Raw genomic sequence first — 23,838 nt, forward strand, 5'->3', positions numbered from 1 at the left:
TGATGGGTGGTGGCGGTCGTTGCTCGTGGTGGGTTAGCCGGGTGCCCAGGCGGGTGGTGTCCAGGGTCGGCCGAGGATGGCGTCGCGGATGGCGGTCATGACATCCGCGCCGTGTTTGGTCACTGTGGAGACGTAACCGCGGATGGCGTAGCGGTGTTCGGTGACCTTCTCGCTGGTGAGCCGTCCGGAGATCTTCTGCTGGGTCTTCGCGGGCCGTAGGTCGCGTTCGGCCTGGTTCGACGTGGGTGGGATGCGCAGGTCGGTGGTGAATCGCAGGATGTCGGCTTCTCGGTCGTGGAGGTCTTCCAGCAGTGCCCGGTGTTTCGGCTGTTTACGGCCGTCCACCCGGGCGACCTCCTTGAGCCCGATCCGCACGCCGTGCCGGTAGGCGTCGATCAGCGGGCCGGCGATGTGTTCGCCGATCGCGGGCAGGTTCTGTGCGCGGGCGAGGTTCGCGGCGTGGACGAGTCCCTGTAGCGCCTGGCGGATCTGGATCGGCCAGTGCGCGTCGGGGTAGGTCTCGGCGGCGTCCTGACAGTCGCGGATCAGGTGGGCTACGCAGAGTTGGTGGACCAGGTGGGCGAAGATCTTCGCGTCGTAGTTCTGGTAACGGTCGTGCACGACCACCCCGGTCAGGTCCGGCAGGACGAACACCTTGAACGTGTCGAGGCTGCGGTCACCGAGCAGGTACCAGGTGTAGAGGCGGGTGCAGGCGACCAGAAGGTACTTCTTGACCTTGCGGGCACCGACCCGGATCGGGGTCTCGTCGCAGGAGACCACATGCGCGAGGGCGATCAGCGTGCGGATGATCCGGTTCGACTCGGCCACCCCCGCCGCGGCCCGGCCGATCAACGCGTGGACGAACCCGTCCGACGGACGCGAGCCGGTCAACGCGGCGACCAGGTCAGCGCACCGGGCCACCGGAATCGCGTGCACCACCATCAGATAGACGCACCACGCCTGAAGATTCGGCCCGTACGAGACGCCTGCGTCCGGCACCCCCTCGGGGCGGGCCGCCACGTGCATCGCCCCGCACCCGCAGCGCACCGCGTGCCGATCATGCTGGGTGACCGTCGCCGTCATCGCCGGCACATCGACCTGCTGATGCGAGGCGTAAACCCCCAGATCAGCCGCCGATGCCAGATCCGATCCGCATCCACACGGCCCGCCCGGAAAATGATCCACAATGCCGTCCGGAAACGGTGACCAGGACAGCTGCGCACCCGGCGCACCCCGCTGCTTACCCCGCGACCGCTTACCAGCACCGGCTGCCGGCACCGGCGTGGACACCTCCGCCGGCGGCGTCCGTCCCGGATCATCATCCTTCGACGGCGGCATCCCCGAGTTCCCACTGTTACGCGACACCAGGCGTTCCAACCGCGCGACCCGATCAGTCAACTCCCGGTTCGCCTGGGTCAACTGTTCCACCTGAACGATCAGCCGTCGCGTGAGTCCGATCAACTCCTCGCGCGACAACTCCTCCAAGCCCGGCACCCACCGATCACAACACATCGATCGCACCCGGCCGCGCATCGACACACCGTCAAGATCGACCCAGCCCGTCAATCACAGACAGCCACTCACGGCCACCACCCGGAGTGGCCCTGAATGTTTACACAGCGTCCACAAGACGATCGCCGAGGCCGTCTGCGGAACAGATGCCGAGATCATCAAAGGCGAGACCGTGTACCGCGTCATGGCCAAGGTCAATCGCCTCGTGCCGACAAACGTCGGACTCATCGACGTACGCAGTCGTGCCCGACGGTTTTCCATGCACGTCGGTGCCGACGTTGTCGAAGGATTTCCGACGGCCGAGGCCCAAACCAAATCCAAGACAAACATCTTCGCCAATGGCTACGAGAACGGTTTCCATGTCGGCTTTGGTGGCTCCCTCAAGGGACGCATCTGGAGCGCCAGAACCGTGAAGTCTCTGAGCGAGTGGGCCGATTGGTGTGACCGGGTCGGAGCGAAGATCACCGACGAATCCATCTCCGTCGACGAAGTGATGAAGGATTTCATCCGACCCCAAATAGTCCGAGAACGGCCTGACCTTGCCATCCTTGCTGTCGACTGGCCGTACGAGCTGTACTTCAACACCAGCGATGAAACCACGCTGTAACTGGATAGGTGTCGTTGATCTTTCAGAGGTGTTTGGCCGGGGTGGGTCGTTGACCGTTCGTGCCCGCCGATCCTTCGCAGCCGTCGTATGAGCAGCTGCTTGCGCTGAACGCGGACCTGTTCGCCCGGTTGGATCAGGCGCTCGGGCGGATCGCGGAGCTGGAGGCTGACCTCAGTACGGCGAAGTGCCGGATCGCTGATCTGGAAGCCCAGCTGAAGCAGTCGTCGAAGAACTCCTCGAAACCGCCGTCGACGGACGGGCTGGCCAAGCCGGCACCCAAATCTTTGCGCGGTAGGTCCGGGCGGGGGCCGGGGCGCCCGGCCGGGCAGCCCGGCGCCACTCTGGAGCAGGTCGCCGACCCCGACGTCATCGTGCGGCACACCCCCGAGGTGTGCGCGGGCTGCGACAACGATCTGGCCGGCGCGGCCGAAGTGTCCGTGACCCGGCGGCAGGTGTTCGACATTCCGGAACCGACGGTCGTGGTGACCGAGCATCAGATCGTCACCCTCGCCTGCCCGTGTGGACATCGCACCACCGGCATCGGGCCCGCCGAGGCCACCGCGCCTGCCGTGTACGGGCCGCGGATCGCCGCGATCGGGGTCTACCTGTTGCACGGGCAGTTCCTGTCGATCGGCCGTACCGCCGACGCGCTGCGGGACCTGTTCGGCCTGCCGGTCGCGGCGGCCACGGTCACCGCCTGGGTCAAACGCACCGCCCTCGGCATCATCGAGCAGGTGCTGCCGGTGATCCGCGACCGGATCCGGCAGGCGCCGGTCGTGCACTTCGACGAGACCGGGATGCGCGTCGAAGGCCGTCTGGCCTGGCTGCACTCCGCGTCCACCGGCACCGACGTGCTCCTCACGGCGCACCGCAGACGCGGCGCCGCCGCCATTGACGACGCCGGTGTCCTGCCCGGCTTCACCGGTGTCGCCGTGCACGACGCGTGGGCGCCATACGACACCTACACCAGCGCCAACCACGCCCTGTGCAACGCCCACGTGCTGCGTGAACTGGTCTACGTCACCGACACCGCCACCGGCCCCACCGCCGACCTCGCCACCCAAGCCATCAACGCGCTGCGCCGGCTCAACCGCCTGGCCGACGACGCCCACACCGGGCAGGACACAGCGAACCCGGACGCCCTACGCGAGCAGCAGTACCTGCTGCGCTCCGCCGTCGTGCTCGGCGCGCAGGCCACCGCCGGCCGCGACGGCAAACTCCAGCGCAAACACCACGCCCTGTTCGTCCGGCTCCGCGACCGCCGCGACGACTACCTACGATTCGTCACCGACCCGGCCGTCCCCTTCGACAACAACGCCGCCGAACAGACCATCCGTATGCCGAAACTACGGATCAAGGTCTCCGGAAGCATGCGCACCATGACCGGCGCCGAACACTTCGCCGCCATCCGCAGCTACACCGCCACCGCCATCCGCCAAGGCAACAACATGCTCGACGCCCTGATCCAAGCCGTCACCGGAAACCCCTGGATCCCCGCCACCACCTGAGCAAATCGGCGTACACGCATACCCGATGTTCCAGCACCTATCCAGTTACACCACGCTGACGTACAAAGGTGAGCCCTACCCGCTCCTCGACGCCGAATTGCGCGTCAGGGGTCACAGCAACGCGGGCCCTATCGCTTTTGACGTGACAACGCCCAATTGGAGTGCCCCATACGAAGCCATCTTCACCACCGACGGCATAACGTACCATCCGCTCGCCTCGGAAGTTCACGTTGTAGCACCCCGCAGCGAACACCTGCTCAGCCATCTCCTAGCCGATAAAGGGCTCAAGTTCTACTTCGAAGACGAGACAACCATCGAGCACGGCGGCTTTCTGCTTCGCCCTCCCCGTAACACACCACCGTTCCGCACAGAAAAGCTCGTTGTCATGGATTGGATCGGAACGGATATCAAGAAGGAATCGCAGGGCCCGGCTCGTGACCCCGATTCCATTCAGTACAGAGTAATGCGGCAAGTGTGCGAGGAGCGCGATTGGGACGTCGTCATCGATGACGACGGCTCAGGGGAAGCCGCGGACATTGTCGGTCTCGCAGTCGATGACGAGGGCCTGCTCGTGCGGCTCATTCACTGCAAGTACTCGTCCGAGGCATTTCCTGGCGGCCGTGTCGCTGATCTCTATGAGGTATGCGGCCAAGCGCACAAGTCTGTCCAGTGGAAACGAGCCCCTCACCTCATAGACCAATGCCGTTCAGTTAAGGCATCAGTGCTGGTCAGCGCGGTGAGCTGACTAGGGGTCGGCGGGCCGGTACCGTGCCGTGGCGTGACGTCGTCTGGGGTGGAGTCGCTGCGGCCGCAGGGCCGGTTGACCGATCACATCGGGCTCGGGGTGGTGTCGGCCCGGTTCAACCGGGATCTGCTGGAAGAGGTACTCAACCGCAGCGGGCGGCGTGAGAAGCGGGTCCGGCGGCTGCCGGCGCACGTGATGATCCGTTACGTGATCGCGATGGGGTTGTTCTGCGCCGAGTCTTCTGACGAGGTGATGCGCCGGCTGGTGGGTAACCTGCGCAGACTTGGTTCCTGGGACGATGACTGGCAGGTCCCGACGGCGTCGGCGATCACCCAGGCACGTCAGCGGCTGGGCGCCGAGCCGGTGAAGATGTTGTTCGACAGGGCGTGCGTGCCCTTGGCTGGACCGGGCACCAAGGGCGCCTGGCTGGCCCGGCGCCGGCTGATGGCGATCGACGCGACCACCCTCGACGTGGCCGACACCCCGGCCAACGTGGAACGCTTCGACCGGATGGGGTCGGGGCCGAAGGCGTCGGCGTACCCGAAGCTGCACATCGCGGCGTTGGCCGAGTGCGGCAGCCACGCGATCGTCGGGGCGGTACTCGGGTCGTGCCGCACCGGGGAACGTACCCTGATCAAGGATCTGGCCGGGCGGGTCGGGCCGGGCATGCTGGTCCTGGCCGACGCGGGCCTGTACTCCTTCGACCTGTTCAACTCCTTCGCCGCCACCGGCGCGGACCTTGCCTGGCGAGTCGGCGCGAGCGTGTCCATCGGGCATCTGCGGTGGCTCGCGGACGGCTCCTACCAGGCACTGATCTTCAAGGCGGGGTTGTCCGCGCAACGCCGGGCCAGGCTGGTCGAGCAGGCCCGGACCGGCCAGGAGATCCCGGCCGATCTCGCCCGCCTCGTCAGGGTGGTCGAGTACACCGTCCCGGACCGCAACCCCGACGGCGAACTCATCGTGGTGGTCACCACCCTCACCGACCACCACGAGGTCCCCGCGATGGAACTGGCGGGTGCCTACCAGCAGCGCTGGGAAGAAGAGTCCACTCTGAACGAGATCAAGACGGACCTGCGCGGCCGCGGCGAAGTCCTCCGATCGAAGGTCCCTGACCTGGCCGAACAGCAGATGTGGGGACTACTGCTGGCCCACTACGCCATCCGCGCACTGCTGCTGGAAGCCGCCGACCCGGCCGGCTACGACCCCGACCGCATGTCGTTCGTCAAAGGCCTACGCGTCGTACGCCGCCAGGTCACCGACCAGGCGGCCATTACCCCCTGAGCACCTTTCCACCGCCCTCGACGATGCCCTCACCGAGATCCGCCACCAGCCGAACCCGCCCCGACGCGACCGCAGCTGCCCCCGCGTCATCAAACGCGCCCGCCACAACTCCTACCGCGTCAAACGACCCACCGACCGGACCACCCGCCACGACGGGCCCGCCATACCCAGGCTGGCCTGCCCAGACGCCTTAACTTAATGGCATTGCCTCATAGACCACCTCATACGCCGCGAACGGAATCGTCAAGCTAGGCATGGACGGAGCGGATTTCATGTCGGCAACGACATGGCTCTGCGCTCGTTACAGCACCGCGCCCGTCTCCTGCGCGTCCGACTGGAAATCTCGATTGCCCAGCCTGGGCTCTCGGCATCAAAGGTCAGTAACGCCCAGCTTCAACTGCTCGCGTGCACCGAGGTCTACGTCCACGAGACCGCGCTAGCCAGATTCAACGTCTTTTGCAGCCCATAGCTGCGACAAGAGCGCCCGTCTGCTAACAGCAGGCTGACCAGTAGGTCCGGCCTCCTTCATAAACGAAGGAGCCCGTCAGCCGCAGTGCTCAAAGTCGAGGCTAGTGCTGCCGCGCACGCCGTCGCCAGCACCCCTTGGACGGTTACTGCGCCGCCGGAATGTGGTGGTGCTCGGCGGGTCATTGGCCCTCGCCCTATTGAAAGCGGTACGGCGCAGCTGGATGTAAGGAGGCACCGCCACCAGCGCCACCGCTGAATCAGGTCGTATTTGAGAGCGTAATCGAGCCGGCGCGCAAGCCAACTGGCGCCGGAATGCGGTCCGAATTGGCCAATTAGTGTGGGCCGTAGATCGCGCTGGTGGGCCAGGCGATACGGAACCTCACTGAAGTTATCTCAACAAGATTCGGATAGGTATTTGTATTCGAAGTGGGTCAGGTGTAATGCGGCGGCGACGATGTCGCCGATTCGGCGTGGGCTGATGTTCGTGTGGCGGAGCGTCTTCCAGCGTCCGATCAGGATGGCGAAGCCGCGTTCGCCTTGCCATCGCAGGCCGCGGAGCAGTCGGTTGTAGGCGCGGTTGTCGGGCGCGAGGCGGCTGCCGTCGGTGGGCTGCTTGATCGGGGTCTTGATGCCGTGGCCTGTGCTTTCGTAGCCGGAGTCGGCCAGGGCGGGCAGGTCGAGTTCGGCGGCGGACCAGTTCAGGGCGGCGGTGACGCCGAGTTCGCGGGCGCAGCTGGTGTCATGCAGATGCCCGGGCATCGCCGCCGATGTCCAGATCGGTAGCCCGTCCGGGCGCATGACGGCTTGGATGTTCGCGCCGAAGTCGCGGTGCTTTCCCGAATACCAGGCGTCGATGGTCTCGCCCTTGACGGACAGGGTGGTCTCGGTGAGCCGGTCGCAGTCGAACAGTTTGCCGTCGAGGATCACGTGGGACCAGCCGTCGGCGGCGGCCCGACGCAGAGCGGTGTGCAGGTCGGTCGCCTGGGCGGCGAGTACGGCTACGCCCTCGTCGCGGTAGCGGTAGGCGGTGGCCCGGGAGATCCCGAATCCGGCGGCCAGCAGGGTCAGGTCCTCGGCTTTGCGGAACCAGATGAGCACGAGAAGTGCCTGGTGGAAGCAGGTCAGGGCGCGGGTGTCACGCCGGGTTCCGCGGGCTCGGCGTTCGGCGGCCAGCAGCCGGCCGAGGTACTGCACGAGTTCCCTGGGGACATCGATCATGGCACGATAGGCGATCACGCGGAGTCCTCATGGTGTAGGTGATCTTGTGGTGAGAACTACCTACCGAGGACTCCGCGTCCTCTTCCAGCACCGTCCGATCTCAACAGTTTCGCCCGTGTCGCACCAATCAACACATTCGCGTCGCTGAGATCAGCTCTTGTGAACACGAACGTGGAAAGCGAGGCAAAGATTGATGACGGTCTCGTGGACTGCGGTGCTGTATGGGAGATGGAGGTTGTTTGGCCCTCCGGAGCCGGCTTGCGGAAGCAGGCTTCAAACCACCACGAGGGGCGTTGGCTGAAGACCGTCGTCCTGAGCGTCGTTGGAAAAGGCGTGACTGTGATCGCGTCAGGTATGGACCGGGAAGATGAGCGATGAACGTCGAGTTCTCTGCCGTTGACGTGTCGAAACTCAGTCAGACGACATCAGAACCGAGGCCGGAGGTGAGTCTCGGGATGAGCCTGGGGGATATCCGCTTACTGCCCAGGTGGTGTCCGGCATATAGGCAGCATGAGCCCGGTCCAGGCTCTCATACGGAACGTGTGAAGGCGGACCCCGACACTGTCCGTCGGTTTACCGGCGGCGAGAGGGAGGACTCCAAGCGGAGGAGACCGCGAGGAGCAGAGTACCGATGCGGGGCCGCTGGCGGACTCGCCCGTAGTAGCTGTGAACCGCCTGCGTATCGCAGTGGGTCGGGGAGCGAAGGGGCGGGGTCGTTCAGGCTGGTTTGTGCGGTCAACCGTGAGGGAGGAACCGCGTGAGTCAGCCAGGGTTGACAGGCAAGTCGCACGATATCCCAAAGCGGCTGATCTGGGCCGCGTGGTTGAAGGTGAAAGGTAATGGCGGAGCGGCCGGGGCCGACGGAGTGACGATCGAACAGTTCGAAACGAGGTTGGCTGACAACCTCTACCGGCTGTGGAACCGTATGTCGTCGGGCAGCTATTTCCCCGGCCCGGTCCGGGCGGTGGAGATCCCGAAGAAGGGTGGGGTCAGGATTCTGGGCATTCCCAGCGTGGTTGACCGGGTGGCGCAGACCGCGGCGGTGCTGGTGCTGGAGCCGGAGGTGGAGAAAGTGTTCCACGACGACTCCTACGGATATCGTCCCGGCCGGTCACCGGTGGACGCGGTGCGGGCGTGCCGGCAGCGGTGCTTCGAGAGGGACTGGGTCGTCGATCTGGACGTCAAGGCCTTCTTCGACTCGGTGCCGTGGGATTTGATGCTTAAGGCGGTGGCGCGGCATACGACCCAGTCGTGGGTCATGTTGTATGTGGAGCGCTGGCTCAAGGCGCCGATGCTGATGCCCGACGGAACTTTGGCTCATCGGGAAAAGGGAACCCCGCAGGGCGGGCCGATCTCTCCGTTGATCGCTAACGTCTTCCTGCACTACGGCTTCGATACCTGGATGGTCCGGGAGTTTCCCCGGATCGGGTTCGAGCGGTTCGCGGACGATGTGGTGGTCCATTGCGTGACCGAAAGTCAGGCACAGTATGTGCGCCGGGCGATCGGTCGTCGGTTTGCGGATATCGGGTTGCAGTTGCATCCTGATAAGACGCGCATTGTGTACTGCAAGGACGACCGCCGCCGGCTGAACTATGAGCTGGTGACGTTCGCGTTCTGCGGGTACGCGTTTCGTCCCCGTAAGGCCTGGGACAAGATACGGCAACGTCGGCGAACAGGGTTCCTGCCGGCGGTGGCCCCGGGGAAGCTGACCGATATGAGCCGCAAGGTAGCGTCCTGGCGGTTACATCGACACACGACCTGGAACCTGAACGATCTCGCGGAAGAAGTGAACCCAGCCCTACGTGGTTGGCTGAACTACTTCACCGCGTTCTATCCGAGCGCGGTCATCCCGATCGGCAAGCGCGTCGACCGTCATCTGATGCGCTGGGCAAGGTGGAAGTACAAGCGACTCAAACCCAGCCAAGCCCGTACGCGTGCATGGTTACAAGAGGTCCGAAAACGAAAACCCGGCCTGTTCGCGCACTGGACGCTGCGGTACACGACCTGACAACCGAACGGCACGAGCCGGATGAGTCGAGAGGTTCACGTCCGGATCTGTGGGGGACGGCGGGTGAGACTCCCGCCGTCTACCCGGCACTGAACGACGGTCCCGCCGAGCATCCAGCGCGCGGAGTGGTCCGATAACCCCGTGAACGACACTCAGATCATGTTTCGATCCCGCGCTCGTACACCGCGCGGTGTTTTCCGGGGCCCTTGTAGTCGTGGATCACCGATACTCCGTGCTCGACGGCGTCGCCGGGAACGTTGGTGAAGCCCAGGGCGAGCCAGGCCCGGTGCGCGGCCTGGTTGTCGGGTTCCGAGGTGAGGAAGAGGCGCTGGCATCCCCAGAGAGAGCCCTGGCGGTGGACGTCTTCGATGAGCGCTCGTGTGATTCCCGCACGTCGGTGGCTCGGGTGGGTCATTACGTCCTGGAGGTAGATCTCGGACGGGTCGATCTGGCTTCGGAAGGCGATCACGCTGCCGACGACCTGCCCGTCGACGATGGCGACCGGGCAGGTGTTCGCGAACAGTGTGGCGTATAGCCAGTAGTCCGATGGGCCCCGCAGCCTGATGTACGGCTCTCCGAGCGCCAACAGCTTCTCGAGGTCGGGAATCCGGTCGACCGTGAGCGGGGTGATGATCATCGGTGTTGCCCTTCGGTGAGCTTGATCGATGCGGTGAGGTCACGTGCGGCGGTGGTCGGGTCCAGGGAGTCGGTGACTCCGCGGCCGATGACGAGGATGTCCCATGAGTGTCGCCGGCTGGCTTCGACGTCGGTGGGTTCGAAGCCGCCGGATACCGCGATCGGTAGCTTCGTCCACGACCTGATGAGTTGTGCCTGGTCGAGGGGGTGGAAGCCGGCCACGCCCAGGTCGATGTTCGTGGTGATGGCGAAGCCGTCGATGCCAGTGCGTTCCATGTCCTGGACCCAACCCTGAGTCAGCCGCCCCTCGGGCACGTCGATGACGACGGGGACCGCGAGGCGATTGCTCGCTTCGACGGCTGCGGACACACTGGCGGTGCTGGCGGGTCCGATGAGGAGTACGACGTCGGCTCCGGCCTCGGCAGCGAGAACGACCTGGTCGCGCCCCCAGTCTGCGGACATCATCTCGGCCACGACCCACATGCCAGGAGCTTGTTGCTTGATGGCGCTGATGGCCTGGATACCGACGCTCTTGATGAGGGGATCGCCGATCTCGATGAACTGCACACCGGCGGTGGCGGCGGCCTGCGCGACGCGGATGGCGTAGTCGACGTCGCGGACATCGAGTGCGACTTGGAGTGCGCGTCCGTCTCGGAGCCGGCGGAAGGCTTCCTTGCTGATACCTACCGTCGTGTTCGTGCCCGCGCCCTGTCCGCCGAGCAGGCTGGCTTCGGCCCGAACGAGCCAGTCGGTCGAGGCGACGCCCTCGCTGACCAAGGCGGTTTGAACGTCTGCGGGTAGCCGTAGGGCGCCGGTGCGGAGCTCTCGGAGCAGGCCGAACAAGGCACCGCGAGCTGAGTCGTCTTGAAGCGGTCGTCTGCCGGATTTGAGCAGGAGGCGCTGAGCGGCGACTCGGACGTTCCGCGGGCCGCTTCGCCACGCGTCCTTCTTCCTGATCACCAGGTCGGCGGCCGAGTGGTCGTGCCCGGCACGGGCAGCAAGCCCTTGAAGGAGGCGCTCGCGGACGTGCCAGTTCCGGTCTTCGAGGAGAGTGGCGACCAGGTGCTCCGTGCCGGGCGCGGTGGAGCGGCCGACGGCGTCGGCGACGGCGGCGCGGACCTTGTAGTCGCGGTCCGTAACCAACACTTCCAGGATCGTGGTCATCGTGTGTGGTGGGATGGCGCGGCCGGCTTGGATCCCTTCGGCGACGGCTGCGCGGGCTCGCCAGTCGGGGTGGGCGAGGAGCGCCTTCAGCTCCTGGGACCGGCCGTCGTCGGTGGCGACGAAAACGTACAAGTGTCGGGCGAGGAACACCGCGTCTTCTACCGTGTCGAGTTGCGCGAGTCGGACGAAGTCGTGGATGGCCGCGATGGGTAGCTGCGTTTCGACGCACGCCACGATGTCGTCCCAGACTGCCGGGCCGAAGCGGCGCAGTACCCGCAGCATCCATCGCGGATACTCCGCGCCGAGGGCTGTGGTGGCTGCGCTGGCGTGCAGGAGGGCCCTGGCAAGTGGCAGGCCGTTGTCGTGCAGGCACCGGGAGGCGCAGACACGCAGCACCTCTGCCGTGGCGAAGGCCGGGGTATCGCCGGTGAGCTCGAGCATCAACGGCAGCGTTTCGGTGATGCTGACCGACGGTGACTGGGCGACGGCGGCCAGCAGCTCCGGCGACGTGGCATCCAAGCCCTGAAGGGCGAATTCCAGGACGCCTCGCAGGTCGGCTGATGTGCTGGTGCGAGCGGCTAGGTCGTTGAGGAGCTCGATGGTGGTGGTCGAGCGGCCGTGGGCCTCGATGAGCTGGGCGAGCCACCGCGCGAAAAGGTACTCACGAATGACGTCGTGATGGAACGCCAGAGCACCGGTCGGTCCGGATCGTACGAGCCCCGCGACCGATGACGCGGTGAGGTGATCGTCATGTACCGGACCGGCATCGAGCGCCGGGTGCAGGGGGTGGGGCCAGGCCGCGGCGAGCTGCCGTCGAGCGAGAGCCGTCAGGTCCGCGGTAGTGCGTTCGACATCAAGTCCCGCCGCTTTCAAGATCGAGGCGACGCAGAATTCCACGAGACGGTAGGCGTTGGTGTGCCCGAGTGGCTCGGTCGACTTGGCGGCACGGATGAGGCTCATGTACAGCGGCAGGCGGACCAAGTTGCGAATCTTCGCCGGCAGCGCGTCGAACGAAGGCTCGCTCTCGGACCGCTGGGCGTTCCATACCTGCCGGGCGGTGCCAGCGTCCCATCGCTCCAGCCGCAGCGATCCGCCGACGCCGCGGTCCTGACCGGGCATGACCGCCGCCGCCAGAACGGGGTAGGGCGCGAGCTCGATCTCCGGCGGCGTGCGCAGTACGAGGAGGAATCTCAGGTTCACTGACAGCACCTGCCGCAGCGTGCCGTCGAGTTGGCGGCAGACCTTGTCCACGACGGCGCGGGGCTGTGGACTGTCGATGACGACGAACAGCGGCCTGGACAGGCTCTGGCTCTCATCTTCCAGGGTCAGCAGGGGGTCCTCCCCGGCCGGCAGGGAGCCGTAGCGGAGGATCTCGCGCGCCAGGTCGATGTCCTCAGTCCATGAGTCCACCGTCAGCAGCTGTACATCGACTCCGGAAGCCTGTGCCGCCAGATGGCGGGTGAAGCTGGTCTTGCCACCGCCAGGCGGGCCGGTGAGCAGGTAGACGCGGGCGGTCGAGGCGAGAAAGTCCGCGACCAGACGCTGGACGTCAGCCGGCGGCACGTAGACGAGGTCGTCGGGCTGCTGGCCACCGAGCGCGGCGAGAATGGCGGTGGTCCGTTCACTGGAACGGGCACCGAGGTCCTGTCTTGTCTGCTGAGAGCCGTCGGCGGCAGCCCGCGATTGGCTTGGCACGGCAGCGGCTGACGCCTTGAGGACCTGGGTGAATCGCTGCTTGACCTCGGTCGGCGATCGCGCGAGGTCGACGTCGAGCATCTGCTGGGTCTCGTAGCGCATCCGGCTCGTGGCACCGCGCTTCTCCCAGTTGGAGACGGCCGCTGGATTGACCCCCAGGTGTTCGGCGAAACCGCGCACGCTCATCCGTAGCGCCAGGCGAAATGCCTTGGCCTCGCGGCCGGTCCACCGCCGTACCGTCTCCACTGGTATCCCCCAGGGCCGTGCACTCAGCGTCATTGTCGCAGTCGGCAGCGTAGTAGACCACGGCCGGCACAGACGAGCTGAAACTAGGACAACACTAGGACGTTCACGCGTCGTCAGGGCCGGATCGGACCCGCAGGCTGGTTGCACAGACAACCACGGCGGTGGATCGGCGATCCGGACCCACGCCACCGCTGTGACCAGCCCTCGCATTACGGGCAGCGCTGATGGGTGGAGGTGCATGTGGCCATTGACGTGCGCAGCAACAACGTGCACGCCCGTGCTGGGCGTGCTGGCTCCGGCTCCGGAGGTGAGCGGACGGCGGCTGGGCCTGCCCACCTCGACGGCGTACACCCTCGATGGTCTGCTGTGCTGCCGCAGTTGCGGCATCTCCCTGCAGCCCGGCGTGATGCTCGGTCGGCGTGCCTACCGTGGGCCCTGCGGTTGCCGGTTGACGGCCGTGGACGCCGAGGACATCGAGCAGCTCGTCCTGAAAGCGGTGGCCGGGTCGGCACCGGGCCTGGTGGCGGACGCCTCGCCTGAGGAACTCAGGCGAATCTTCCGCCGTTTGTTCGTCACCGTCCGGGTCGGCGGCTGCGCGCAGGACCTGTCCATCACCTGGCGCACCTGACGCCGAACCAGTAGCTCTCCACGCGCTGGTCCATCAATCCACAGCGGGCAACCAGAGGAACTCCGATCAACGCCGGAGTCGATGACGGAAGGAACGTAACGGCATGAGCACCAGGCAGACAGCGCCTCCGCCGGGAATCGACGTGGCGAGGGTCCCTTCGCGGTCCGGGCTGATGAAGGAACGGGAGGCAGCATGACCAACGTCGTGACCTACCGGCCGGCCCCCGGGGAGTTGCGCTACACCTTCGGTGGTCACCCGGCGGTACTGGAGATCGAGCCGGGCAGCCTGCTGGTCACCAGCACCGAGGACTGCTACGGCGGTGCCGTACGCACGGTGGATGATCTGCCGTCGCAGGTGTGTCTTGCGTTCAACCCGGTCACCGGCCCCTTCCACGTGGTCGGCGCGGAACCGGGGGACACTCTCGCGCTGCATTTCGCGGCCATCACCCCGGCCCGCGACTGGGGCGTGTCCGCCACCTTCCCGCACTTCGGGGCGCTGACCGGCACCCGCAGCACGGCCACGCTGCACCCGCCGTTGGAGGAGCGGGTGTGGCGCTACACCATCGACACCGCCGCCGACACCGTGACCTTCCACGCCCGCCGCTCCGACCACAGCATCGTCATGCCACTCGAACCGATGCTCGGCACCGTCGGCGTGGCTCCGGCCGGCGGCGAAGCCCGCTCCACCCTCGTGCCCGACGCGCACGGCGGGAACCTCGACACTCCGGAGATCCACCTCGGCGCCACCGTCTACCTCGGCGTCAATGTCCCCGGCGGGCTCTTCGCCCTCGGTGACGGCCACGCCCGTCAGGGGCAGGGCGAGGCGTGTGGCGTCGCGGTGGAGACCGCCATGAACGTCACCGTCGCCGTCGACCTGATCAAGGGCGTGCCGACCCTGTGGCCGCGTATCGAGACCGACTATCGGATCATCTCGATCGGCGCGGCCCGCCCGCTGGAGGACGCGTACCGGATCAGCCAGCACGACCTGGTGACCTGGACCGCGCAGCTGACCGGCCTGGAGATCCTCGACGCCTACCAGGTCGTCTCGCAGGCCGGTCGAGCTGCGCCCGGCAACGTCTGCGACCCGCTGTACACCATGCACGCCGCCCTCAACAAAGCCGTCCTGGCCGGCGCGAACCCGTACGACGGAGTGCATCAGCGGTTGCGTCGCATCGCCGAGGCCCAGATCAAGCAATCAGGAAAAGAGCATGGGAACTGAGGCGTTGAGCTGGGCGCCCGCCGAGCTCGACCTGACTCGTCCGAATGCCGCCCGCATGTACGACTACTTCCTCGGCGGCAGCCACAACTTCGCTGCTGACCGCCGGGCTGCGGACGCCGTCCTCGCCGTCGCGCCGCATGTCGCCGACGCGGCCCGCGCCAACCGCGCGTTTCTCCGCCGTGCCGTCCATTACGCGCTCCAGCAGGGCATTCACCAGTTCCTCGACCTCGGATCGGGGATTCCGACCGTGGGCAACGTGCACGACATCGCCCACCACGTCAACGCCGATGCTCGGGTGCTGTACGTCGATGTCGAGCCGGTAGCCGTCGCGCACGCCAGGGCGCTGCTCGGTGACCACCCGTTCGTCGACGTCATTCAGGCCGACATCTGTTTCCCGGACTTCATCCTCCAAAATCCCGCGACACAGCGGCTGATCGACCTCACCCGCCCCGTGGCCGTCCTGTTCGTATCGGTCCTGCACTTCATCCCGGGCGACGTCGACGCCATCGTGGAACCATTCCGGGCCGCGATGAGCCCTGGCAGCGCCCTCGTCATCTCCCATGCTGCCTCCGGCACGACCACCGCCGAGACCGAGGAGGTGCAGCGGCTATACCAGCGCACACCCACCCCACTTCAACTGCGCTCCGCCGCCGACATCGAGGCACTGTTCGGCGACTTCACCATGCTGCCCGCCAACCGATCTACCGTACGAGCCAGCGGCACAGCACTCGTTCCTGTCGCCCAGTGGCGCCCTGATGCTGACGACCAGGTGGCAGGCAGTCCCGCGTCCGCCAGCCCTTTCCTCGTCCGCTTCCTCGGAAGCGTCGGTATCAAAGGAGCCGGCCGATGACCATTCCTCGACTGCCGCTGCCCCTGCACGACGAACTGTTTCTGCTCGGCCACGACGACGACAACGGTCAGCCGTACATCCACCGGCAGGCGCTGGCGCTCGGCCTGGCCGGAGCGGTCCTGATCGACCTCTTCCTGGCCGGGCGGATCGTCCTTGGTCCGAACGATGACTCCTGCCCGGCTCGCGAACAGTTGCTACGCCTGCGCAGCTACCAGCCGGTGGGCGATCTGATTGCCGACAGCGCCATCGGCTACATCCGTCACGGGCGAGCGACCCCACCGGTGAGGGAGTTCCTCGTCGGCTTCGCGGACGACCTGTACGAGCGCGCTCGAGCGGGCCTCGTCGCCGCCGGGATCCTGCGGCAGACCACCCGCCGCCGCCTGGGCGGCCTCGTCCATACCGATACCTACCTCCTGACGGACAGCAGGTGGTCGATCGTGGCCCGGACCCGCCTGCGATACGTGGCGGAGGGCCGGGAGCAGCCCGACAGCCACACCGGCGCTCTGGCCGGTCTGGTCGCCGCGCTGGGCCTGACTACCTACCTCCACCTCGATGAGGACGTCGGTGCCCTGACGGCGTACCTGGCGGCCGTCGCTCGCGAGCACCACCGATCGGTACAGGTGATCACCGCTGCCGTCGATGCGGCAGCCGGTGACCTCGCCACCATCTACCGCTAGCTGTAGGAGATCCCGGGATGACCACACCACTCCGCAAGGCTGTTCCAGACATCGACCAGACCCGCTCGAACCCTCAACGGGGTAGAGAGGAGGACTCAGCCGTGTCGAGAGCTGCCACGTTCCCGAACGGCCCCGCAGCCGGCAGGAAACGCGAGCCAAAGGGCAGGGATCTTGTTTCGCGCTACGACGAGGCCGGCTACGGCGACATGATCCGAGCGCTCAACACGGTGCACTACGCGGGAGAGACGACCTTCTACGGCACGGCTTCGCTCCGTCCATGCGAGGAGGCGCTGTTCTGCCGGTACGGGCACGGAAGCCGAATTCTGGATGTCGGGTGCGGTGCGGGCCGGGTAACGCGAGGCGTCACCACTTTGGGCGGCAACATCACAGGTGTCGACGTCAACGGGGCGGCCCTGGACGCGGCACGCGCATCGACCCCGCTGGCGACGTACGTCGAGGCCAGCATGGCGGATCTCCCGTTCCCGGACGGGAACTTCGACCAGGTGTGGTGCCTACGGTTCTCGTTCAACGCCCTGCCGACCGTCGCCGAGCGGCAGGTGGCTCTCCGCGAGTTCTGGCGCGTGTGCGCACCGGGCGGGAAGGTTGTCATCGAGGCGTTCAACTGGTACTTCCCGGGGCGGTTCGGCCTGCTGCGGTGGGCCAACCGGCTGGACGCGGCAGCACGGCATCTGAAGTGGCTCGGCCAAGGGCGGCGCGGCTCGTTGCCGCTGCCGCCGCGCGACATCATCTACCTGGCCAACAAGGCCACCGGGGCGGCACCCGGCTACGCGCGCCTCACCACTGTGGAGGAGCTTCGCCACCTGGCGGGCGACGCCGGGCTCGCCCGGCACATGCAGGTGACCGACGAAGCGGGACTCATCGCCGGAAGCCTGTCGCCGGTTCGCAACCGTCACCGCGGCTACTCGACCTGGCTGCTGCTGAGCAAACCCGCCGAGGACATGCCGTGAGGATTCTGGAGTTCGGTGACCAGCGCCTTCACCTCGATGCGACAGCGGTGCGCCAACCGCACCTGCAGCGATTCGTAGACCGGGTCAGCATCGATACCGCACCGGCGCCCGTTCGGCATCAGATGCGCATCGTCGAGGGGGAGGAGGCGGAGCTGCTGGTCGATGAGCAGACGGGCAGCATGTCACTCGTTGTCCCCAGCATGACGACGGTGTCCCCAACGGTTCTGGAGATTGCGATCCTGCAGGCCGGGGCGCGGTGCCTGGCCCTGCTGGGCACCACCGACCGGTTTGTGCTGCTGCACGGCAGCGCCGTGACCGCCACCGACGGCGGTGGGGCCGTCGCGGTCCTCGACGGCGGGGTCGGGCAGGGCAAGACGTCGCTGGCGTTGGGCCTGGCGAAGGCCGGCTGCGCCCTGCTCGTCGATGAGTTCACCTTCGTCACCTGTGACCGCGATGAGATCCTCGTCGCCCCGGCACCACGGTTGCCCTGGCACGTACGCGGCGACATGGCTCCCTACCTTGCACCTGAACATCCCGGTCGCCGTCTCCTCTTCCCAGACCAGCTGGCACCCGTCGGTACGGCCAAGACCGCGGCGAGCCTGGCGCTCATCGTGGTGCCGGACAGCGGGATCCCCGCCGGCAAGCTGGAACAGATCGACCCCGCCCAGACCGGTGCCCTGCTGACCAGCGCGGTCACCGACCACGTCGCCAAACTGATCGACCCCAGACTCGATCACGTCAGCATCTTCAGCAAACCGAGCCAGGTCCGGTACGCCTCCGGACACTCGCTACTGAACAGCCGAGCACAACTGTGCACGCCACATCGCACAGTGCTCGACAGGTTGTCCCGGATACCGACCTTTCGGGTCGGCATCGGGTCGCCGGCCGATCTCGCCGCCAGCGTTGAGGCCGTCACACACGTCGTGGAGTCGCTGTGACAGCCCCGACCGCGCGGCCTGGGCTGATCCTGCTGGCCGGCACCAGCGAGAGCGGCAAGTCGACCGCCGGCACCTACCTGGCGCAGCGCGGCGCACAGCGGATCAAGATCCGTACGATCCTGCTGGCATTGACCTCGGGCACAGAGGTGCGGCACGAGGGAGTCTGTACCCGTGAAGGCTTCGACACGGAGGAGTTCCTGTCGATCGTTTACGAGCGCGTCCGCACTGCGGCGGCCGACGTGGCCGTGGTGGAGAGCTTCATCGACGCTGAACTCGCCCACGCGACGAAGGCGTCCTGGCCTGGTCCCGCGGCCATCGTCTTCATCACGGCAGCCGAGCCGTTACGCGTGAACCGCCTGGCGGCGGCCATCAGCATCGATCACACTGCGGCCCACGCTCTCATCAAGGCCAAAGATGCTCGGAAGCGAGTGAACGAGCAACTGCCCAGATGGCGGCAGATCACCGACCATTGGATCGACAATCGCCACGACCTCGCCCACTTCACGGCGACGCTGGACGACGTCTACGCCGCGACCTGCCATTCCATCACGAGAACGGATCACTCATGACACGGCTGTACTCCTCCGCTGGCGCGATCGTTGTCTGCGCGGACCTGAACCGTCCGCAGATGCTGCTGTTAGAGACCGTCGGGTAACCAGGTGACTACGTGGCGATAAGTCGTTCAGCGTTGATACGTCGGGCGGCTTCGCGTTCGGTAGTGTTGCTCCACCGGACCGCCTGCCCGGCCAGACGTATCGTCATGAGTCGAATCATCGCTACCTTGATCATGGCCTCAGAGTTGACGGTCAACCGCTCGTAGTCCCGGGCCAGACGCCGATTACGTACCAGCCAGCCGAACGTCCGAACGTGTTGGGTCGGGCCCGGGCGCGGTGCCTGGATTGCTCCAGGTCCGTTTCCCGGACCCGCCCGCCGAACCCGGCGTGCGACTCTCACCGCACCGGGCTCTCCACGAGGTCATGCCGTTGGGGGTGGGCTTGTCGGTGTGGGCTGCCAGGGGTTCGGGATCTTGGTGCCGCGATAGCGGTATCGGGTCACGGGGACCTTCGCCATCTTGAACAACTCGACCCCGTCGAAGGCGATGGGCTGCCACCCTTGCGGGGTGCGCAGCCATCGCTGGATGGCTCTCCAGGTCATGCGGTTGCGGCGCATCACCCAGTTGATCACTCGCCACCAGATGAAGTTCTGCAGGTGGGAGAAGGTGTGCTTGGCGACCGCGTGCTTGAAGTAGTTGGCCCATCCACGCTGGATGTAGTTGATCTTGACCAGCGTCTCCCGGTAGCTCAGGTGCGACAACCGGCGGGTCAGTGACTTGATCTTCCGTTTCAGCGCCTGGACCGGCTTGTCGGCGATGAACGTGTATACATGCCACTTGTCCGTTCCTCGTTTCCGCTTCCAGACGATGCGGAAGCCGAGGAAGTCGACCCCGTCGGCAAGGTGGGTGATCCTGGTCTTGGACTCAGATAGGCGCAGGCCCATCGTCGCCAGAACGGTACTCACCTGGTCGCGCAGGTCCTCGACGTGTTCCTGGTTGCCATGGACCAGGACGAGGAAGTCGTCGGCGTAGCGGACCAACTGCCACGTCGCCAGTCCTTTGGCGCGTCGTTGCCTGCGCTGCTGGCCGGTGCCCGCTGCCGCCCATTGCTCGACGAAGAACTCGTCGAGAACCGACAACGCGATGTTGGCCAGCAGTGGTGAGAGGATCCCTCCTTGGGGTGTGCCGGACGTGGTCTCGTTCCGCTCGCCGAGCTCAGTCATGATCCCGGCCTTGAGGAACGCCTTCACCAGCGCGAGCACTCGCTTGTCCTTCACCCGCGCTCGCACCCGACCCATCAAGGCCGGGTGGTCGATACGGTCGAAGCACGCCTCGATGTCCGCGTCCAGCACCCACCGGTAACCGGCGGTGGCCAGATGATGGATCTCGGCGATCGCGTCGTGCGCGCGCCGGTTCGGCCGGAACCCATACGAACAAGGCTGGAAATCCGCCTCGAAGATGGGCTCCAGGACCAGCTTCAGCGCTGCCTGGACCACACGGTCCGTGATGGTCGGTATCCCCAGCCGGCGTAGTTTCCCGCCGGTCTTGGGAATCATCTTCTCCCGTACTGGTAGTGGCCGGAACGTGCCGGTCTTCAGCAGGGAACGGACATGGTCCAGGAACACTTCGGGCCCGGCCATGCTCACGTGGACAGCGGTGACGCCGTCCACTCCGGCAGTGCGGGCTCCGGCATTCCCGGCGACCCGTTGCAACGCCACGACCAGCGTGGCGGGGTCGCTGACGAAGTTGTAGACATCGTCAAACCGGCGACCGTGGTCGGCCGCCGCCCAACGGTGCAGTTTGATCTGCATTCCCCGTACCCGCGTCCATGCCTCTTCCGGGGTCGGCCACGTGACGGCGGTATCCACCACCGTGTCTTCGGGCATTGCAGTACCTCCCTTGCGATCTCGCTGCCGCCCTTCCCCATGTGACCGGCTCTCCCGGCCTCGGAGTACTACGGCGGCTCCGCCCTCTCCCGACCCGATCGGCCGACGGTGAACCCAACCCGAGGCGTCGTCTCTGGCTGAGACGGCCCCGGGCAAAGCCGGGAAAGTTCCCGTGTTCACTGACTGATCGCTCGACGAAGGAGGCACCCGGCTATACCCCCGCGGCATCGCCACGGCTACCCCGCAGCACTTCACCGTGGCCTCCCGGACCGCCGAACGTCAGCAGCCGCAGGAGTTCCCCGTCCCGAGAGAAGAGGACCAGGACGCACCGCACCCAGCCCACATCCGCCAGGTTCGAGCTGGTAGGGATCGTTAGGAGGCTTCAGACACCGGTTCCTCGCGTATACCTCTCCGTCTCGCTTGCCGGACCCGCGCCATCTGGCAGTACTGGTTACGTCCCGGCGTTGTCGGGGCCGCTTGCCACCCTCCCCGGCACCTCCCGGATCAGGCTGCCCCCAGCTTCACCACCCTGCTGCGACAGGACGGCGGCGAAGGTCTCTCACCTCCACTCGATCAATCAGCGCCTCACGGCGCACCCTCTCCACCACCCACCTACGCGGCAGGACCTTGAAGCCCTTGACATCGTCGGTGCGCTTGACGATCTCCAGCAGGATTCCGAGCTTGTCCTTTGCCCAGCTCAACAGGCTGGAGTCGATGCTGTTGGCGTAGCCGCCGTCGGCCCACACCAGCGCGACGGTGGCGAATGCCTCGGCCAGTCGTTGCAGGATCCGCCGGCCTCCAGGACGGTCGTTGACGGAGGCGGAGGTGACCATCACCACCAGGATCAACCCCATCGTGTCGACAACCAGATGCCGCTTACGGCCTGTCGTCTTCTTGCCCATATCGAACCCACGGCATTCGCCACCCTCGCTGGATTTGATCGACTGGGCGTCCAACACCGCCGCGGTCGGCTCCGGCCCACGACCCGCCGCCACCCGTACCTGCCGGCGAAGCTCGTCGTGGATCGCATCCCACGTCCCGTTTCTACGCCAAGCGGTGAACCAGCGATGCGCCGCATCCGGCGGCGCCAGATCACGCGGCATCATTCGCCACGCACAGCCCGACCGCAGCACGTAGAAGTCACCCGGTCGGTTCCCGCACGCCTCGCAGGCGTGAAAATGGTGCGCTGGTCACCCGTCGACGCCGCGCGATCTTGGTCTTTGAAGGCCGTGTAGAAGTCTGGCGCCGGGGCCCCGACCTTGACGGGTCACGCACTGTTGCTTCGAGCACGCCGGTCAGATTTTCGGTTCCCGACCGAGGCCCCCGGGTGACCAGCCCTGGTGTTCCAGTCGATCACGGGGTGAGGGGAGGACATAGCGGATGCGTGATGTGCCCGAGGAGATCCCGGACGCCGACAGTGAGCAGGTCCTGGCGCGGGTATGTGCGATCGATGTGGCCAAGGAGTTCGGGACAGTCTGCACCCGACTGCCCAGCCCCGCCGGACGACGCAGCAGCCGGGTCTGGCAGGTCGCCGCGACGACCAACGCGGTGACCGACCTCGCCGCCCAACTTGTCGCCGCCGAGGTGCAGAAGGTCACCGTGGAGAGCACGTCGGATTACTGGCGGATCTGGTTCTACCTGCTGGAGGCCGCCGGCCTGGACGTGCAGTTGGTCAATGCCCGGGACGTGAAGAACGTGCCGGGCCGGCCAAAGACCGACAAGCTCGACGCGGTGTGGTTGGCCAAGCTCACCGAGAAGGGCTTGCTGCGGCCTTCCTTCGTGCCGCCGGCATCGATCCGGGCCTTGCGTGACTACACCCGTATGCGGGTCGATCTCATCCGTGACCGGACCCGCAATCTGCAGCGGATGGAGAAACTCCTCGAAGACGCGCTGATCAAGGTCACTACCGTGGCATCCAGCCTACGGACGCTGTCGACACGGGACATGATCGAGGCGCTCATCCGCGGTGAGCATGACCCGAACACACTGGCTGAACTGGCTCGTGGCCGCATGCGCGGTAAGCGCACGGCGCTGATCGAAGCACTGACCGGACGGTTCAAGGAGCACCACGGTGAACTGGCCCGCATCCTGCTCGACCAGATCGACCGTCTCGACACGCAGATCGCGCACCTGAGCGACCGCATCGCCGCTGTGCTGGCCGAGATCGATCCACCACGACCATCCGGTGACGCCATACCGACCCAAGATGAGATCACCGTGAGCACTGCCTGGCAGCGGCTCTGCGAGATCCCGGGCATCAGCACAGAATCCGCCCAGATGATCATCGCCGAGATCGGCCTCGACATGAGCCGCTTCGCTACCCCGGCGCACCTGGTGTCGTGGGCACGGCTCTGCCCACGGACCATCCAGTCCGGAACCAGCCTCAGCGCCGGCAAAGCGGGCAAGGGCAACCCCTACCTCAAAGGAACGCTCGGCATGGCCGCTGCCGCCGCAGCCCGCGGCGGTGACACCTTCCTCGCTCAACGCTACCGACGCCTGGTGAAACGCCGCGGCAAGAGCAAAGCCCTCGTCGCCATCGCCCGATCCATGCTTGTCATCGTCTGGCATCTGCTGGCCAGCCCCGACGCCCGATTCCACGACCTCGGTGCCGACTTCCACGAACGACGTGTCGACACCACCCGCAAGACCGCCAGCCTCGTACGACAACTCGAAGCCCTCGGACTCACCGTGACCCTGCAACCCACCGCCTGACCAACCCGCCCTACCCCACACCGGCCGGCCGCCCCGACCACCGGGCAGCTCCGTGCACCCGAAACCCGCCGTGGTCCAGGTTATTTACCGGTCAGAAGTCACCCGGTCGGTTCCCGCACGCCTCGCAGGCGTGAAAATGGTGCGCTGGTCACCCGTCGACGCCGCGCGATCTTGGTCTTTGAAGGCCGTGTAGAAGTCTGGCGCCGGGGCCCCGACCTTGACGGGTCACGCACTGTTGCTTCGAGCACGCCGGTCAGATTTTCGGTTCCCGACCGAGGCCCCCGGGTGACCAGCCCTGGTGTTCCAGTCGATCACGGGGT

General features: G+C 66.3%; 19 protein-coding genes and 1 pseudogene. 13 read left to right on the plus strand and 7 right to left on the minus strand.

Annotated elements, in window-relative coordinates; translation table 11 throughout:
* Nucleotides 1-33 precede the first annotated feature (33 nt).
* On the minus strand, nt 34-1,494 hold the full coding sequence (gene tnpC, locus ID554_RS22485) for an IS66 family transposase (RefSeq protein WP_117231431.1): 1,461 nt from the start codon (nt 1,492-1,494) through the stop codon (nt 34-36).
* Here tnpC (ID554_RS22485) and ID554_RS22490 point away from each other — a divergent pair.
* From ID554_RS22490 to ID554_RS22505, 4 genes are read left to right on the plus strand one after another with little or no spacing between them, the layout of a single operon-like run.
* A complete protein-coding gene (locus ID554_RS22490; RefSeq protein ID WP_191088604.1) occupies nt 1,448-2,119 on the plus strand; it encodes a hypothetical protein in 672 nt (223 codons plus the stop codon). The two genes, tnpC (ID554_RS22485) and ID554_RS22490, sit on opposite strands and share 47 nt — an antisense overlap.
* Before the next feature lie 59 nt (nt 2,120-2,178).
* Complete coding sequence (tnpC, locus tag ID554_RS22495; protein WP_191088556.1) at nt 2,179-3,627, plus strand: IS66 family transposase; 1,449 nt, start codon at nt 2,179-2,181, stop codon at nt 3,625-3,627.
* A gap of 25 nt (nt 3,628-3,652) precedes the next feature.
* Nucleotides 3,653-4,372, plus strand: coding sequence for a hypothetical protein (locus ID554_RS22500; RefSeq protein WP_117231449.1), 720 nt, complete (start codon nt 3,653-3,655; stop codon nt 4,370-4,372).
* Between the two features lie 33 nt (nt 4,373-4,405).
* Entirely contained in the window at nt 4,406-5,653 is a 1,248-nt protein-coding gene (locus ID554_RS22505) for an IS4 family transposase (protein ID WP_191088605.1), read from the plus strand.
* Between the two features lie 861 nt (nt 5,654-6,514).
* On the opposite strand, the gene ID554_RS22510 is transcribed toward ID554_RS22505, so the two are convergent.
* Nucleotides 6,515-7,339, minus strand: coding sequence for a transposase family protein (locus ID554_RS22510; protein WP_191088867.1), 825 nt, complete (start codon nt 7,337-7,339; stop codon nt 6,515-6,517).
* 757 nt (nt 7,340-8,096) lie between these two features.
* Here ID554_RS22510 and ltrA (ID554_RS22515) point away from each other — a divergent pair.
* Nucleotides 8,097-9,347 carry a group II intron reverse transcriptase/maturase gene (gene ltrA, locus ID554_RS22515; protein ID WP_223884174.1) on the plus strand — a complete coding sequence of 417 codons (1,251 nt, stop codon included), beginning with the start codon at nt 8,097-8,099 and terminating at the stop codon, nt 9,345-9,347.
* Between the two features lie 157 nt (nt 9,348-9,504).
* Here ltrA (ID554_RS22515) and ID554_RS22520 read toward each other — a convergent pair whose 3' ends face one another.
* A complete protein-coding gene (locus tag ID554_RS22520; protein ID WP_117231203.1) occupies nt 9,505-9,984 on the minus strand; it encodes a GNAT family N-acetyltransferase in 480 nt (159 codons plus the stop codon).
* Nucleotides 9,981-13,088 (minus strand): orotidine 5'-phosphate decarboxylase / HUMPS family protein, encoded by a 3,108-nt coding sequence (locus tag ID554_RS22525; RefSeq protein WP_223884195.1) that lies wholly within the window; start codon nt 13,086-13,088, stop codon nt 9,981-9,983. The genes ID554_RS22520 and ID554_RS22525 overlap by 4 nt, the downstream gene beginning before the upstream one ends.
* Before the next feature lie 277 nt (nt 13,089-13,365).
* Here ID554_RS22525 and ID554_RS22530 point away from each other — a divergent pair, with 277 nt between their 5' ends.
* The 7 genes from ID554_RS22530 to ID554_RS22560 all read left to right on the plus strand — a co-directional run bounded on the left by ID554_RS22530 (nt 13,366) and on the right by ID554_RS22560 (nt 18,936).
* On the plus strand, nt 13,366-13,716 hold the full coding sequence (locus ID554_RS22530) for a hypothetical protein (RefSeq protein ID WP_223884196.1): 351 nt from the start codon (nt 13,366-13,368) through the stop codon (nt 13,714-13,716).
* Between the two features lie 192 nt (nt 13,717-13,908).
* The gene (locus ID554_RS22535) at nt 13,909-14,934 is read left to right on the plus strand and encodes an acetamidase/formamidase family protein (RefSeq protein WP_117231204.1); all 1,026 of its coding nucleotides are present in this window, start codon (nt 13,909-13,911) and stop codon (nt 14,932-14,934) included.
* Entirely contained in the window at nt 14,924-15,784 is an 861-nt protein-coding gene (locus ID554_RS22540; RefSeq protein ID WP_223884197.1) for an SAM-dependent methyltransferase, read from the plus strand. Before ID554_RS22535 ends, ID554_RS22540 begins: the two co-directional genes overlap by 11 nt.
* On the plus strand, nt 15,781-16,461 hold the full coding sequence (locus ID554_RS22545; RefSeq protein WP_117231205.1) for a GOLPH3/VPS74 family protein: 681 nt from the start codon (nt 15,781-15,783) through the stop codon (nt 16,459-16,461). Before ID554_RS22540 ends, ID554_RS22545 begins: the two co-directional genes overlap by 4 nt.
* A gap of 101 nt (nt 16,462-16,562) precedes the next feature.
* On the plus strand, nt 16,563-17,429 hold the full coding sequence (locus tag ID554_RS22550; protein ID WP_223884198.1) for a class I SAM-dependent methyltransferase: 867 nt from the start codon (nt 16,563-16,565) through the stop codon (nt 17,427-17,429).
* Entirely contained in the window at nt 17,426-18,367 is a 942-nt protein-coding gene (locus tag ID554_RS22555) for a hypothetical protein (RefSeq protein WP_147333626.1), read from the plus strand. The genes ID554_RS22550 and ID554_RS22555 overlap by 4 nt, the downstream gene beginning before the upstream one ends.
* Complete coding sequence (locus tag ID554_RS22560) at nt 18,364-18,936, plus strand: hypothetical protein (RefSeq protein WP_223884199.1); 573 nt, start codon at nt 18,364-18,366, stop codon at nt 18,934-18,936. Before ID554_RS22555 ends, ID554_RS22560 begins: the two co-directional genes overlap by 4 nt.
* Nucleotides 18,937-19,111: 175 nt before the next feature.
* Here ID554_RS22560 and ID554_RS33185 read toward each other — a convergent pair.
* The 3 genes and pseudogenes from ID554_RS33185 to ID554_RS22575 form a co-directional block, all read right to left on the minus strand.
* Nucleotides 19,112-19,231 (minus strand): annotated as a pseudogene (locus tag ID554_RS33185) (IS5/IS1182 family transposase); the annotation flags it as partial.
* A gap of 111 nt (nt 19,232-19,342) precedes the next feature.
* Nucleotides 19,343-20,806 (minus strand): group II intron reverse transcriptase/maturase, encoded by a 1,464-nt coding sequence (gene ltrA, locus ID554_RS22570; protein ID WP_199489335.1) that lies wholly within the window; start codon nt 20,804-20,806, stop codon nt 19,343-19,345.
* Between the two features lie 521 nt (nt 20,807-21,327).
* Nucleotides 21,328-21,939, minus strand: coding sequence for an IS5 family transposase (locus ID554_RS22575; protein ID WP_223884200.1), 612 nt, complete (start codon nt 21,937-21,939; stop codon nt 21,328-21,330).
* A 247-nt stretch (nt 21,940-22,186) separates the two neighbouring features.
* Between ID554_RS22575 and ID554_RS22580 the strand changes: the two genes are divergently transcribed.
* Nucleotides 22,187-23,518 (plus strand): IS110 family RNA-guided transposase, encoded by a 1,332-nt coding sequence (locus tag ID554_RS22580; protein WP_117230875.1) that lies wholly within the window; start codon nt 22,187-22,189, stop codon nt 23,516-23,518.
* Nucleotides 23,519-23,838 lie beyond the last annotated feature (320 nt).

Source organism: Micromonospora craniellae (genome assembly GCF_014764405.1).
In the GTDB taxonomy this organism is placed as follows: Bacteria; Actinomycetota; Actinomycetes; order Mycobacteriales; family Micromonosporaceae; genus Micromonospora; species Micromonospora craniellae.

Coding starts and splice junctions, on each gene's coding strand:
- ID554_RS22500 (WP_117231449.1), top strand. CDS start 3,653: ATGTTCCAGCACCTATCCAGTTACACCACGCTGACGTACAAAGGTGAG.
- ID554_RS22510 (WP_191088867.1), bottom strand. CDS start 7,339: ATGATCGATGTCCCCAGGGAACTCGTGCAGTACCTCGGCCGGCTGCTG.
- ID554_RS22520 (WP_117231203.1), bottom strand. CDS start 9,984: ATGATCATCACCCCGCTCACGGTCGACCGGATTCCCGACCTCGAGAAG.
- ID554_RS22535 (WP_117231204.1), top strand. CDS start 13,909: ATGACCAACGTCGTGACCTACCGGCCGGCCCCCGGGGAGTTGCGCTAC.
- ID554_RS22540 (WP_223884197.1), top strand. CDS start 14,924: ATGGGAACTGAGGCGTTGAGCTGGGCGCCCGCCGAGCTCGACCTGACT.
- ID554_RS22545 (WP_117231205.1), top strand. CDS start 15,781: ATGACCATTCCTCGACTGCCGCTGCCCCTGCACGACGAACTGTTTCTG.
- ltrA (WP_199489335.1), bottom strand. CDS start 20,806: ATGCCCGAAGACACGGTGGTGGATACCGCCGTCACGTGGCCGACCCCG.
- ID554_RS22580 (WP_117230875.1), top strand. CDS start 22,187: ATGCGTGATGTGCCCGAGGAGATCCCGGACGCCGACAGTGAGCAGGTC.